Source organism: Halomonas litopenaei (assembly GCF_003045775.1).
GTDB classification, from domain to species: Bacteria; Pseudomonadota; Gammaproteobacteria; order Pseudomonadales; family Halomonadaceae; genus Halomonas; species Halomonas litopenaei.
On the sequence record NZ_PXNS01000001.1, the window covers coordinates 214,259 to 227,889 of the forward strand.

General features: G+C 65.1%; 12 protein-coding genes and 1 pseudogene. 4 read left to right on the forward strand and 9 right to left on the reverse strand.

All coding sequences use genetic code 11. The annotated features are described in order from the left end of the window. Nucleotides 1–144 precede the first annotated feature (144 nt). From C6W88_RS01030 to C6W88_RS01050, 6 genes are all read right to left on the reverse strand, one after another. On the reverse strand, nt 145–585 hold the full coding sequence (locus tag C6W88_RS01030) for a DUF411 domain-containing protein (protein WP_045991323.1): 441 nt from the start codon (nt 583–585) through the stop codon (nt 145–147). Then, nucleotides 582–731, reverse strand: a complete 150-nt coding sequence (locus C6W88_RS21565; protein WP_181248578.1) for a hypothetical protein — start codon at nt 729–731, stop codon at nt 582–584. The genes C6W88_RS01030 and C6W88_RS21565 overlap by 4 nt, the downstream gene beginning before the upstream one ends. Before the next feature lie 81 nt (nt 732–812). Next, a complete protein-coding gene (locus C6W88_RS21310; RefSeq protein ID WP_146164620.1) occupies nt 813–1,130 on the reverse strand; it encodes a hypothetical protein in 318 nt (105 codons plus the stop codon). Nucleotides 1,131–1,220: 90 nt separating this feature from the next. Continuing rightward, nucleotides 1,221–1,676, reverse strand: a complete 456-nt coding sequence (locus C6W88_RS01040; RefSeq protein ID WP_045991321.1) for a VOC family protein — start codon at nt 1,674–1,676, stop codon at nt 1,221–1,223. A 95-nt stretch (nt 1,677–1,771) separates the two neighbouring features. Continuing rightward, on the reverse strand, nt 1,772–4,459 hold the full coding sequence (locus tag C6W88_RS01045; RefSeq protein WP_231498428.1) for a heavy metal translocating P-type ATPase: 2,688 nt from the start codon (nt 4,457–4,459) through the stop codon (nt 1,772–1,774). Continuing rightward, on the reverse strand, nt 4,456–4,905 hold the full coding sequence (locus tag C6W88_RS01050) for a MerR family transcriptional regulator (RefSeq protein ID WP_045991319.1): 450 nt from the start codon (nt 4,903–4,905) through the stop codon (nt 4,456–4,458). Before C6W88_RS01050 ends, C6W88_RS01045 begins: the two co-directional genes overlap by 4 nt. 394 nt (nt 4,906–5,299) lie before the next feature. On the opposite strand from C6W88_RS01050, the gene C6W88_RS01055 reads away from it, so the two are divergent. The 4 genes and pseudogenes from C6W88_RS01055 (at nt 5,300) to C6W88_RS01065 (ending at nt 10,013) form a co-directional block, all read left to right on the forward strand. After that, complete coding sequence (locus C6W88_RS01055; RefSeq protein ID WP_308812410.1) at nt 5,300–6,628, forward strand: OmpP1/FadL family transporter; 1,329 nt, start codon at nt 5,300–5,302, stop codon at nt 6,626–6,628. A gap of 379 nt (nt 6,629–7,007) precedes the next feature. After that, nucleotides 7,008–7,388 (forward strand): annotated as a pseudogene (locus C6W88_RS22025) (TonB-dependent receptor plug domain-containing protein); the annotation flags it as partial. 367 nt (nt 7,389–7,755) lie between these two features. Continuing rightward, nucleotides 7,756–8,919: a TonB-dependent receptor domain-containing protein gene (locus C6W88_RS22030; RefSeq protein ID WP_308812409.1), complete on the forward strand. Its 1,164-nt coding sequence runs from the start codon at nt 7,756–7,758 to the stop codon at nt 8,917–8,919. A gap of 47 nt (nt 8,920–8,966) precedes the next feature. Next, entirely contained in the window at nt 8,967–10,013 is a 1,047-nt protein-coding gene (locus tag C6W88_RS01065) for an MBL fold metallo-hydrolase (RefSeq protein WP_108131208.1), read from the forward strand. Nucleotides 10,014–10,117: 104 nt separating this feature from the next. Here the strand turns inward: C6W88_RS01065 and C6W88_RS01070 are convergent, their stop codons facing one another. The 3 genes from C6W88_RS01070 to oppB are packed head-to-tail and all read right to left on the reverse strand — an operon-like array spanning nt 10,118 to nt 13,593. After that, complete coding sequence (locus C6W88_RS01070) at nt 10,118–11,752, reverse strand: ABC transporter ATP-binding protein (protein WP_108131209.1); 1,635 nt, start codon at nt 11,750–11,752, stop codon at nt 10,118–10,120. 20 nt (nt 11,753–11,772) lie between these two features. Next, complete coding sequence (locus C6W88_RS01075) at nt 11,773–12,657, reverse strand: ABC transporter permease (RefSeq protein WP_045991316.1); 885 nt, start codon at nt 12,655–12,657, stop codon at nt 11,773–11,775. A 9-nt stretch (nt 12,658–12,666) separates the two neighbouring features. Continuing rightward, complete coding sequence (gene oppB / locus C6W88_RS01080) at nt 12,667–13,593, reverse strand: oligopeptide ABC transporter permease OppB (protein WP_045991315.1); 927 nt, start codon at nt 13,591–13,593, stop codon at nt 12,667–12,669. Nucleotides 13,594–13,631: the final 38 nt, after the last annotated feature.

The following is a 13,631-nucleotide window of genomic DNA, read 5'->3' on the forward strand; positions in this document are numbered from 1 at the left end:
ACTGTGGCCGAACAAGCGAGTCTTTTGACTCGTCAGGTGAGAGCAGATAGGTCAAGGCGACAAGACCGGGTTGCCTGGCCCTGGATCGCTGTGGCGCTGGTGGTGATGCCCCGGCAGCTGCCGGGGCCTTGCCCGTGAGGGCGTTCAGAGCGTCATGAATGGCCTGGCCTCACCATCGCGGAACTCGTAGACGTTCCACTCCTGCTGGCGAGGGCCTGGCATGCCTGGGGTGCCGGCAGGCATGCCGGCCAGACCGATGCCGGCTGTATCGGGGTGCTGTTCGAAGAGTCGATCCAGCGCCGCGAAGGGCACGTGCCCCTCGACCGCGTAGCCCCCCATTTCGATGGTATGACAGGCGCCGAGGCCAAACGGAATGCCGAGGCGTTGCTTGATGCTACCGATGTCTCGAGTCTCGACGATGGTCACGTCGACACCACGTTGTTCCAGCAGGCGCGCGTACTCGTCACAGCAGCCGCACTGTGGATTCTTGTACAAGGTGGCAGTGTCGGGCAGGTCCGCCATCGCGGGCGCCGCAGCCAGCAGGCTGGTGGCGAGGAAAAGCAGGGAGGCGTGACGGTGGCTCATGACTGTTTCTCCCGAGAGCGGTGAGTGGTGAGAAGGTACTTGCCGAGGGCGGAGATGCCGAGACCCAGCAGGATCAGCCAGGCGATCGGCATCACCCAACCGATCCAGCCCATCGAACCCATAAATGCGAAACATGTCGTGCTCATTGGTGTAACTCCTGACAGAAGAAGCGTGGCACCGAGGTAGGTGCTTTGTGGTGTACGGTGGTGAAATGACGCTTTTTGCTGTCAGGAACGGGGAGGGCGCCTCGGCGGCGCAATGATGTGACTGGTGCCAGCCGGGACGACGATGTCGATCAAGCCGGCTGGCGGTGTGTCGTGGATGATCGGCAACGGCGAGACGGCGGCACAGACGCTGCACTCCGGGTGTGTGTGGTCTGGAGTGTCGCTGTGGAGTGCGATACAGGGGCCCGCGCAGTCCTCCATGGCCACGTCGGTCGGTCCAGCAAGGCTCGCCAGCACTACCAGCATGATCGTGAGCACCATCGGTACCATGGCCAGGCGTTTGATGCAGTTGCCAAGCAGTGTTCGAGCCGTGGGGTTCATCAACTTGCCCTTCTGGAGATGATTAACCTCGCAAGCAGGCTTCCTATGGTCAGCCGCCGCGTACTTTCCACCGGAGTGGTTCCGGGTACGTCAATAGTTCGGCCAGATGCCCGGGGTGGCGAGTTCCAGCAGATGCCCGTCGGGGTCGCGGAAGTACAGGCTCTCACCCCCCTTGGGCCAGTGGGTACGACCCTCGATCTCGACCCCGTGGGCGTCGAGGCGCGTCTCCCAGGCACCGAGCTCCTCGCGGTCGATGGCCAGCGCCATATGCACCCAGCCGCGGCCGTCGTGGGGCGGGATGGTGCCCATGTCATCCGGCAGCACCACCGTCTCCAGGGTCTCGCCCTCGAGAAACAGCAGTAGCACCGAAGGGCCGACCTGGTAGGCGGTGAAGCGATGGTCGGCGTTGAAGGGCTCAAGCCCCATCACCTCCTCGAAGAAGGCGCGCGCCCGCGCCATGTCGGCCACGTACAGGGCGGTTTCCAGCACCGACCTGAGGCGGGGGCAGGGGGGCGAATCCAGGTCACTCACGGAAGGCTTGCTCATGGGGCGCTCCTAGGCGTGGCGGTCTCTTCAGGATAGCCAGAACCACCACACAATCAGGCCGATCAATCCCAGTCCCGTCAGGGTCACCACGATGCTCATGACAGCACCTCCTGCGATGGCGGGGTGGCGGGGCGTGGCGCTCGCGCGTTCTGGGGGCGCAGGCGCTTGAGTCGCAGCCGGTTGGCGTTGGCCACCACGGTGATCGACGAGGCCGACATGGCGGCGCCAGCGATCATCGGTGACAGCAGGGTGCCGGTGAGCGGGTAGAAAAGGCCGGCCGCGATGGGGATGCACAGGGCGTTGTAGCCCAGTGCGCCCCACAGATTCTGGCGGATATTGGCCAGGGTCGCCTGGCTGATCTCGATGGCGGCGGCGACGCCGTGAAGCGATGAGCGCATCAGCGTCACCCCGGCGCTTTCGATGGCCACGTCGGTGCCCTGGCCGATGGCGAAGCCGACGTCGGCCCGGGCCAGGGCGGGGGCGTCGTTGATGCCGTCGCCCACCATGCCGACGACTTCGCCCTCGGCCTGAAGGCGCTCGATCTCGGCGTACTTGTCCTCCGGCGACAGCTCGGCGTGGACCTCATCGATGCCGACCTCTTCCCCAATCGCACGGGCGGTGGCGCTGTTGTCACCGGTCAGCATCACCACCTTGAGGCCATCGGCCCGCAGTCGCGCCACCGCGTCGAGGCTGTCCTCGCGCAACGGATCCTCGATGGCGAAGCCCGCCGTCAGGACGCCGTCCAGCGACAGATAGACCAGGGTGCGGGCCTGGGCCTGCCAGTCGTCGAGCTCATGGTCAGCGAGTGTGACGCCTTCCTCCTGCATCATCGCCGCATTGCCGATGGCCAGGCGTCGTCCCTCGGCGTCCCGGGCACGCACGCCGCGTCCGGTCAGGCTTTCGAAGGCCTCGATGGTGCTGTTGGCGAAAGAAGAGGCACTAGCGGTGCTGCCGCCAGATTCGTCGCTGGGGTTGGTGTCGGCGGCGGCATGGTCATGGCCATGGTCGTGTGCATAGCGGCCCAGGGCCTCGGCCAGGGGGTGTTCGGAACGGGCCTCGATGGCCGCGACCAGACCCAGCAGCCGGGTGCGGTCGTCGCTGGCTTCGCCAGCGAACCAGCGGCAGTCGGTGACCCTGGGGCGACCTTCGGTCAGGGTGCCGGTCTTGTCCACCACCAGGGTGGTCAGTCGACTGGCGGTCTGGAGCGCTTCGCCGGAGCGTATCAGCACGCCGTGCTCGGCGGCCTTGCCCACACCGATCATGGTCGACAACGGGGTGGCCAGGCCCAGTGCGCAGGGGCAGGCGATGATCAGTACCGTGGTGGCGGTGACCAGCATATGGATGACCCGCGGCTCGGGGCCGAAGTGGTACCAGGCCAGGGCGGTGAGCACGGCGATGATCATCACGCTGGGCACGAACACCGCCGAGACGCGATCGGCCAGGTTGCCGATGGGTGGCTTGGAGCCCTGGGCGTTGGCCACCTGTTCGGTGATGCGCCCCAGTCGAGTATCGGCACCGACGCGGGTCGCGCGGAACACCAACGACCCCCGGCCGTTGACCGTGCCGGCGCTGACCTCGTCGCCCGGGCCTCGGGCCAACGGCGCGGGCTCACCCGAGAGCATCGATTCGTCGATATGGCTGTCGCCTTCGACCACCTCACCATCCACGGGCAGGCGCTCGCCGGGCCGCACCCGGATCAGATCGCCCTGGCGAACCTCGTCGATGGGCAGGTCCAGCTCGCCCTCTTCACGCACCACTCGGGCGCTCTGGCTCTGCAGGTCGAGCAGGCGATGCAGGGCGTCCGAGGTCCTGCCCTGGGCACGCAGTTCCAGCGCCTTGCCCAGCAACACCAGGCCGATGATCATGCTCGAGGCCTCGAAGTAGAGCCCTCGGGCGGCCTGTGGCAGCCAAGGGGCAGCCACCACCACCGCCATGGAGTAGAGCCAGGCGGTGCCGGTGCCCAGTGCGATCAGGGTATCCATGTTGGCCTGGTGGTGACGCAGCGCTTTCCAGGCGCCGACGAAGAAGGCGCGTCCCGGGAACGCCAGCACGGCCAGCGTCGCCAGGCCCACCAGTCCCCAGCCAAGGCGGGCAAGACCCGTCGGCTCAGGGTGATGGATCAGCATCATCACCATCAGCGGAACCGCCAGCGCCAGCGAGGCTAGGCTGCCCTTGAGCTTGCGTCGGTATTCGCGCTGGTTGCGTTCGGCACGCTGGCGTTCGGCCTGGCGCAGGTCGACGATGGGTTCGGCGCCGTAGCCCACGGATTCCACCGCTTGAACCAGCGCCTTGGCGTCGACGTCGCCGTGGATCCGCGCGGTATGGGAGGCGAAGTTGACCTCGGCGCGCTCGACCCCTGAGGTGGCGGCCAGCGCCTTTTGCACACTGGCCACGCAGCCGGCGCAGGTCATGCCCTGGATCGCCAGACGCTGCGAAGGCGCTGAGGGCGCTTCTTGCAGCGACGCTGAGGTCTCTCTATGCGGCGACGCTGAGGACGCTTCCTGAGGCGATGGCGCCTCGGCGGGCGCTAGCGGCGTGGTCGTGCTGTCGCTGGCTATCTGCTCATCGGTGGCACTCGCCTCGGTGGGGTAGCCGGCTTGCGACAGCAGGGCGGCTAATTCGTCGGCGCCGAGGCATGAGGCAACCGACAGCGTGCCGCTCCCGGGGTCGCCTTCGACCTGGGCTTCGGCGTCGTGCTCCTGGATGGCCCGGCGCATGCGCCCGACGCAGCCCTGGCAGGACATTCCGGTCACCTGAAATTGGTGCTCCTCGAGGCGATTCATGACGACTCCCGCTGTCTGGCCGTGGCGGATTGTGGTACGGACGCCGTCGGCACGCTTTCGATCAGACGGCACAGGCTGTGTCCGTCCGGCACGCCGTCGGGCAGGTGTTGCCAGCTCTGCATGGCGTCTTCCATGCGCGCTGCCAGGGCCTCGAGCTCGGCGATGCGCCTGCGGATCTGCGGCAGCCGTTCGGCCAGCAGGTCGCGCACCATGGGGCAGGGCGAATCCCCCTGATCGGCATGGGACAGGATGTCGCGAATCTCGGCCAGGCTGAATCCCAGGGTTCGGGCGCGCTGGATAAAGTCCAGACGCTCGCGATCGCGGTCGCCATAGAGGTGATAGCCGTTGTCAGGGTCTCGATCGGGCGCCAGCAGGCCCTCGCGGGTGTAGTGGCGCACCGTCTCGGCGGTCACGCCGGTGATTCTTGCCAGTTCACTGACCTTCATGTGCACTCCTCGGCGCCCATCGGCGCTGCGCATGGGAGAACGATGGGGATAGTGTAAAACCTGTGTGTTGCACAAAGGTCAAGGGCGCCTGAAGTATGCAGGAAGCGTTTTGTTTAGCTTGTCTAAGTCTTTGAAATGACTGAATTGGCAAATGTTCTTTGACCAAAGTATGAGTAATTTGGCCATTAAAACGAACGTTTGGCCTTGAACTCTTTGGCGCCTTCGCAAACACTGCGAGCAGGCCCGTCGACAGGGCCAAGCAATTCAGGTCAAACAAATTACAAAGAGTGCTCGAAAGGAACTGCGCCCGGACAAGTGTGCGGACGCAACTGCACAATAACCACTACGCCATAACAAGTACGCCGACACGCTTGCTGATAATAAGGACGCCGACATGATGCACAACAACTTCAAGCCTTTGACCCTGGCGGTTGCCGTGGCCACCGCTGCTCTTTCCGGCCAGGCGATGGCCGGCGCCTTTCAGCTCAACGAGCAGGGTGTAAGTGGCCAGGGCACCTCCAACGCGGGCCGTGCCTCCACCGTGACCGACGCCACCATCGTGTTCGGCAACCCGGCCGGCATGTCGTTTCTCGATCGTGCCCAGGTCACCGCCGGTACCGCCTTCCTGACCGTGGACACCGACATCAAGAATGCCGACGGCAGCGCCACGGGCTCCAACGAAGGCGATATGGTGCCGGACACCTTTATTCCCTTCGGCTTCTACGTCCAGCCGATCAACGACAACCTGCACTTTGGCCTCGGTGTCTACGCGCCCTTCGGTCTGATCACCGACTACGAAGGCCAGTTCCAGGGCCGTTTCTTCGGCGATCGCAGCAAGGTCGAGGTGGTCACCGTTCAGCCGACCATCTCGGTGAAGTTCAGCGAGCAGTTCTCGGCCGGCTTTGGCCTGACCTACAACCAGATCGATGGTGAGCTGACTGCCAATACTCAGGGAGGCCCGGTGGGCTTCTTTGACCAAACCGGTGCCTTCACTCCTACCGGAGTCGCAGGCGAAGGGGATGTGGACATCGAGGGTGACGATAACGCCTGGGGCTTTACCTTCGGCGCCATGTACAAGCCCTGGGAGCACACCACCTTCGGTTTCGCCTACCACTCTGAGGTGGAGTATGACCTCGAAGGCAAGGCGCGCTTTACCAATGTACGTGGACAGGGTGACCCGACGGTCGTTGCTGGTATCGGCCCCGTAGTCCCTGTAGGCACTGCGAGCCAGCAAGTCGACGCCGATCTGTCGATCACCCTGCCCGAGGTGTGGGACTTCTCGGTAACCCACGAGCTCAATGATCGCTGGACGGTGATGGCCGGCGCCGCCATGACCAACTGGAGCGAGTTCGATGAGCTGCGTGTCGAGAACGATGTTCGCGAGATCGTCGAGGCCCAGAACTATGAGGACAGCTGGCAGTACTCCATCGGTACCGCCTATCAGCTCAACCCCCAGTGGGTGCTGCGTACTGGCCTCGCCTACGACGAGACCCCGATCAAGGACGAGTACCGCAGCGTGCGTGTGCCGTCTGATGATCGCATCATCTTCTCGCTGGGTGCCGGCTGGACCCCGACCCCGGATCTGACCGTGGACGTGGCCTACTCCTATATCCACGAATCCGACGCCGAGCTGTCCCAGGAAGAGGAAAATCGCGGCACCTACGAGGCGGACTTCGAAAACACCGCCCAGGCCTTCGGTGCCCAGCTGACCTATCGCTTCTGACCTATCGCTTCTGACCGGCCACCACCTCGGTCCAGGCGACCGATATTGGCTTCCGCTAGAACATAGTCAGACCCTGCGCAGCGCCCCCTCCCAGGAGGGGGCGCTGTCGTTCGTGGAAGCCAGCCATGCCAAGAGAAGATATCAGCGTTGCAAGTGGAGGCCTTTCTGGAAGGGCAGGGGGTAACAACAGCGATGCTTCACCGTCAGGGTGATAGCACGCGAATCGGCGAAGTCCACTATTGTCGAACATCCCGTTGCATCGGTTTGCCGGTTTTCTGATCGCTAAACGCTGTCTGGACGTATCCCGGTTGGTTAACATTGCGAATCAATCGTATTTGGTCAATACAACAACCTGGTGCTCCGGATGTCCCTTCGCTTGATGATTCGCTGGTCTGTTCTGCCCCTGGGGGCGGCTTCCCTGTCTGTTCAGGCGCAACAGGATCTCGCCCTGGACAATATCGTCGTTACCGCTGCGGGCTATGAGCAGACGCAGACCGAGGCACCGGCTTCGATCAGCGTGGTGACCCGGGAATCGCTTGAAAAACGTGCCTACCGGGACATCACCGATGCGCTACAGGATGTGCCCGGCGTCGTGGTGACCGGCGGTGGCGATGGCGAAGACGTCAGCCTGCGTGGCATGCCGGCGCAGTACACCCTGTGGCTGGTAGACGGTCGCCGGCAGACTTCGCGGGAATCCCAGCCGAGCGGCGGGGGCGGCTTCCAGAAGGACTGGCTGCCACCGTTGAGCGCCATCGAGCGTATCGAGGTCATCCGCGGCCCCATGTCGACCCTGTACGGGTCCGATGCCATCGGTGGAGTCATCAACATCATCACCCGCAAGGTCGCGGAGGATTGGGTCACCCAACTGCGTACCGAGGCGACGATTCAGGAAGACAGTGACTCCGGCAACGAATTCAACAATCAGCTGTATGTGTCCGGTCCGCTGGCCGACGACGTCCTCGGGTTGCAGCTGACCGGTCAGTACCAGCATCGCCATGAGGACAAGATCGAGCGCGGCTATGCCAAGCGCGAGTTTTCCAACCTGGCCGCGCGGCTGTCGCTGGAGGCCACGCCCGATCACTCACTTTCGCTTGATGTCAGTCGACGAGAGCAGGATCGCACCAGTCGTGCCGGATTCTCGCTGCCCGAGCGACGCCGAGACCGAAAATCGACACAAGACCGTTGCGCTGTCCCACCAGGGCAACTGGGGGTTGCTGACCTCGGATTCCTACGTGCAGCTGGAGGAAACCGACAACGTCGGTCGCGATATCGAGATTCACAATACGGTGGCGGATTCACGCTGGGTACTGCCGCTGGGCGACCACTTCGTGACCTTCGGCGGCACCTGGGAGGACGAGAAACTCGAGGACACCACCACCAACGCCCTGGCAGGCACCGACGAGATCACCGTCTACCAGTACGCGCTGTTTCTCGAAGACGAATGGTATCTGACCGACAGCTTCTCGTTGACCGCCGGGCTGCGCATGGACGATCACGAGTTCTTCGGCGACCACTACAGCCCAAGACTCTACGGTGTCTGGAGCCTGCTGCCCGACTGGACCCTGAAGGGCGGTATGTCCACCGGGTTCCGCGCGCCCAACCTGCGCGAGCTGTCAGGCGACTGGGTCCAGGAGAGCCGGGGCGGCGATATCTACGGCAACCCGGATCTGGACGCGGAAGAGTCCCGTAGCTACGAGATGGGGCTGGTCCATGACGGCGCCAACGGCCTTCAGGCCAGCCTGACGCTGTTCTACAACGACTTCGATGACAAGATCTCCACCATCGCCTGTGGCGATCGCGACTGCGGTGATGCGGCGGCCGGCGACCCGGACGCCCGCACCAACGTCAATATCGATGACGCCATCACCAAGGGCATCGAGGCTGGTGTCCAGATGCCGATCGGCGAACGCTGGCAGGCCCAGGCCTCCTACACCTACACCGATTCCGAACAGAAGAGCGGTGACAACGAGGGTCAGCCGCTGACCCAGGTGCCTCGCCACCTGTTCAATACCACCGTCAACTGGCAGGCCACCGAGGCCCTCGTTCCCTGGCTGCGCTTTACCTTCCGCGGCGAAGAAAGCCAGCCGGTGAACCTCTCAAGCAACAGCAGCACCTCCATCCGGGCCCCATCCTACGCTACCTGGGACGCGGGGCTCAGCTGGCAGGCGACACGACAGATCCGTGTGCTTTCCGGCATCTACAATCTGACCGACAAGGACATCGAGTTCGATAACTTCGGTCATGTGGACGATGGACGGCGCTACTGGGTCGGGCTCGACCTGGAGTTCTAAAGCGCGCAGCGACCCACCTAAACGAACAGCAGCGAACAGGAAGGACCATGAAAGCGATGATCGCAGGGGCCGTGGTAAGCCTCACCCTGAGTCAGACCGCCCTGGCGGTGGATGAACCTCCCCAGCAGCTGCCCGAGCAGCTGGCCGAGCAGCTGGCTGAGCGGGGCCTGGCGGCCGGACAGGCCTTCCCCGGGCTGTCCAGCCTGTGTGACCTGTCGGCCAGGCTCAAGGTGGCGGGCCAGCGTCCGAAAGGCGAGGCGGCAGAGCGGGAGCGTCGTGAGTCCAGTCGCGATGACCGGCGCCAGCGCGGCCCGGCCGAGCCGATGCCGACCCAGGTATTCGACAATCTCTACTACGTCGGCACGCCCGGCGTCGCCAGCTGGGCGCTGACCACCAACGAGGGGATCATTCTGATCGATGCCCTCAACAACAACGAGGAAGCGCAGAAGTTTATCGAGCAGGGGCTGGTGGATCTGGGCCTGGATCCCGAGGACATCACCTATCTGGTGGTGACCCACGCCCACGGTGATCACTACGGTGGTCAGCAGTACCTGGTCGACAACTACGGAGCCCAGGTGGTCATGAGCGATGCGGACTGGACCGCCCTCGAACAGCCGGAGCTGGCCATCGACAATCCCCGCTGGGGCGAGCCTCCAGTGCGCGATATCACCATCGCCGACGGCGACACCCTGACTCTTGGCGATACCGCCCTCGAGGCCTACGTGACCCCCGGCCATACCCTCGGCACGCTGTCGCTGGTGATTCCGCTGAAGGATGGCGACAGTACCCATCGGGCGGTGCTGTGGGGCGGTACCGGTTTCAACTTCGGGCCGGACGAGGCCCGCTTGCGGGAGTACTCGGCCTCCGCCTCACGAATGAAGACGATCTCTGAACAGCAGGGCGTGGACGTCTTCCTGTCCAACCATCCCACCCGCGACAACACCCTGGCGCGGATCGAGGCGTTGGAGCAGCGGCAAGCCGGCGATCCCCATCCCTTCGTCAGCGACCAGGCGCTGGGTGCCCTGGACCTCTTGATGAGCTGTTCGCTGGCCCAGGCCGAGCGTGTCTACGCAGGCGAGCATCCGACAGAGTAGAGACGTTCATACGAGCCAAAGCAGCGGCCGCTGCCTTCGCACAACAGGCGCTGCTCAAGCAGCGCCTGTTACGTTACGTAGGTAGAGCTCGTAGATCGCTTGGCCTAGGCCACCTGATCGAGCATGGCGGCGGCCAGCAGCTTGCGGGTGTATTCGGTCTTCGGCGCGGCGAACAGCGCCTCGGCGCTGCCCTGTTCCACTATCTCTCCGTCCTTCATCACCAGCACGGTGTCGGCCAGCGCTCGCACCACCGCCAGGTCGTGGCTGATGAACAGGTAGGTCAGGCCGTGTTTCTGTTGCAGGTCACGCAGCAGGTCGATGACGGTGACCTGCACCGAGCGGTCCAACGCTGAGGTGGGTTCGTCGAGCAGCAGGAACTCCGGCTTGAGCACCAGCGCCCGGGCGATGGCGATCCGCTGGCGCTGGCCGCCGGAGAACTCGTGGGGGTAGCGATTGCGCATCGAAGGATCCAGCGACACCTCCTTGAGCGCCGCCATCACCTGGGCCTCGCGCTCGGCGCGGGACAGGTGCGGGGCGTGGACCTTGAGCCCTTCGCCGATGATGTCGCCAACGGTCAGCCGCGGCGACAGCGAGCCGTAGGGGTCCTGGAACACCACCTGCAGCTTCGAGCGGATCGGCCGCATGGCGGTCTTGTCCAGCACGTCGAGGCGGGTGTCGTGGAAGCGGATCTCGCCCTGGCTCTTGAGCAGCCTCAGCAGGGCGCGGCCCAGGGTCGACTTGCCGGAGCCCGATTCGCCGACGATGCCCACCGTCTGGCCGCGACGGATGCTGACGTCGATGCCACGCACCGCCTCGAAGTACTCGCTGGGACCGAACAGGCGCTTCTTGAGGGCGAAGCGTACGCGCATGTCCTTGGCCTCGAGCACCATGGGCTCGCTGTCGGCCACCGGCGCCTTGCGCCCGCGTGGCTCGGCGTCGATCAGCATGCGGGTGTACTCGTGGCGCGGGTTGGCGAAGACCTCCCGGGTCTCACCCTGCTCGACCAGCTCGCCGTGGCGCATCACGCAGACCCGGTCGGCGAAGTGCTTGACGATGGTCAGGTCGTGAGTAATGAACAGGATCGCCATGCCGTAGCGGCGTTGCAGGTCCTTGAGCAGCTCGAGGATCTGGGCCTGGACGGTGACGTCCAGCGCGGTGGTGGGCTCGTCGGCGATCAGCATCTCCGGCTCGCCGGCCAGGGCCATCGCGATCATCACCCGCTGGCGCTGGCCGCCGGACAGCTCGTGGGGGTAGCTCGACACCCGCCTTGCCGGTTCGGGGATGCCGACCTGCTCGAGCAGGTCGATGGCCTTGGCGGTGGCGGCGCGCCCCTTGAGGCTCTGGTGGCGGTCGAGCACCTCCTTGATCTGGTCGCCGATGCGGTGCAGCGGATTGAGCGAGGTCATCGGCTCCTGGAAGATCATGGCGATATTGCCACCGCGAATCCGGCGCATGCGCTTGGCGGTGGCACCGAGCAGTTCCTCGCCCTTGAAGCGGATGACGCCCTCGGCCCGGGCGAGCTCCGGCAGCAGGCGCATGGCGGCGGTGGAGGTCACCGACTTGCCGGAGCCGGATTCGCCCACCAGCGCCAGGGTCTCGCCGGGATTGATGGCAAAGCTGACGTCCCTGACCGCCTGGACGGTGCCGTGGGGCAGCTCGAAGCTGACGCTGAGCCCCTCGATCTCGAGCAGCGCCTCGCGGGCGGGACGACGGGGGTTCTTGGGTTGTGTGTCGGTCATGGTCGCGTCTCCGTCGTCGATCAGCGGGTCTTGGGGTCCAGGGCGTCTCTGAGGCCGTCGCCGAGGAAGTTCAGGCAGAACAGCGTCAGCGCCAGGAACACCGAGGGCACCAGCAGCATCCAGGGCGAGGTCTGCATCATGTCGGCACCCTCGGAGATCAGCACGCCCCAGCTGGTCAGCGGCTCCTGCACGCCGAGGCCGAGGAACGACAGGAAGCTCTCGAGCAGGATGACCTTGGGCACCGTCAGGGTGACGTAGACGATCACCGGGCCGATGGCGTTGGGGATCAGGTGGCGGGTGACGATCTTGCCGTCCTTGACGCCGAGGGCGTGGGCCGCCTCGACGAACTCCCGCTGCTTGAGCGCCAGGGTCTGGCCGCGCACGATACGCGCCATGTCGAGCCACTCCACCGCGCCGATGGCGGCGTAGATCAGGAAGATGTTGCGGCCGAACACCACCATCAGCAGGATCACCAGGAACATGAACGGCAGCGAGTACATGATGTCGACGAAGCGCATCATCAGGTTGTCGACGCGCCCGCCGACATAGCCGGACACGGCGCCGTAGAGCACCCCGATGATCAGGCTGACGAAGGTCGCCACCAGCGCCACCGACAGCGACACCTGGCCCCCATAGAGGGTGCGGGTCAGCAGGTCGCGGCCGTTGGCGTCGGTGCCGAGCCAGTGGCCGCCTTCCAGGGTCGGGCCCACGTCGAAGGCGTTCCAGTCGACGTCGGCCAGCCCCCAGGGGGTCAGCCAGGGACCGATAAAGCAGGCCAGGGTCATCAGGCCGAGCAGCCACAGGCTGGCCATGGCCGCGCGGTTCTGGCTCAGCCGGCGCCAGGCGTCGCGGCCGAGGCTGTCGCCGACGGGGGCGGCGGTCGGGGCGAGGGAATCGGTACTCATGGCGTCGCCTCAGTCGTCATAGCGGATTTGGGGATCAAGGGCCGAGTAGATCAGGTCCACGATCAGGTTCATCAACACGATCAGGGCGCCGTAGAACACCACCGTGCCCATCACCAGGGTGTAGTCGCGGTTGAGCGCGCCCTGGACGAAGTAGCGGCCGATGCCGGGGATGCCGAAGATCTGCTCGATCACCACGGAGCCGGTGATGATGCCGGCGATGGCCGGGCCCAGGTAGGAGGTCACCGGCAGCAGGGCGGGGCGCAGGGCGTGGCGCCAGACCACCTCGGCCTCGGTCAGTCCCTTGGCTCGGGCGGTGCGAATATAGTGGCTGCCCATCACCTCGATCATGCTGGCGCGCATCATCCGCGCGATGTAGGCGATCTGCTGGATCGATAGCGCGATCACCGGCAGGATCAGGTTGGGCAGGGCGCCGTCGTTCCAGCCCCCCGCCGGCAGCCAGCCGAGCAGCACCCCGAACACCAGCGCCAGCACCGGCGCCACCACGAAGTTGGGCACCGCGATGCCGGCCAGCGCCGTGCCCATCACCGTGTAGTCCACGGCGGTATTGCGCTTGAGTGCGGCGATGATGCCCAGCGGCAGGCCGATCGCCAGCGCCAGCAGGATCGCCAGGCCGCCGATCTGCAGGCTTACCGGGAAGCCCTGCATGATCAGCTCGGTGACGGTGAAGTCCTTGTACTTGAACGAGGGCCCGAAGTCGCCCTGGACCAGGTTGCCCAGGTAGCGGAAGTACTGCTGCCACAGCGGTTCGTCCAGGTGGTAGGCGGCCATCAGGTTGGCCTCGATCTCCGGCGGCAGGGCGCGCTCGCCGTCGAAGGGCCCGCCGGGGGCGATGCGCATCAGAAAGAAGGCGATGGTGATGACGATCAGCATCGTCGGTATGGCCTGGGCCAGGCGTTTCAAGGTGTAGCTCAGCATGGCGCCGTTCCTCGGTTGACATGGAGGGCGGGCCATCC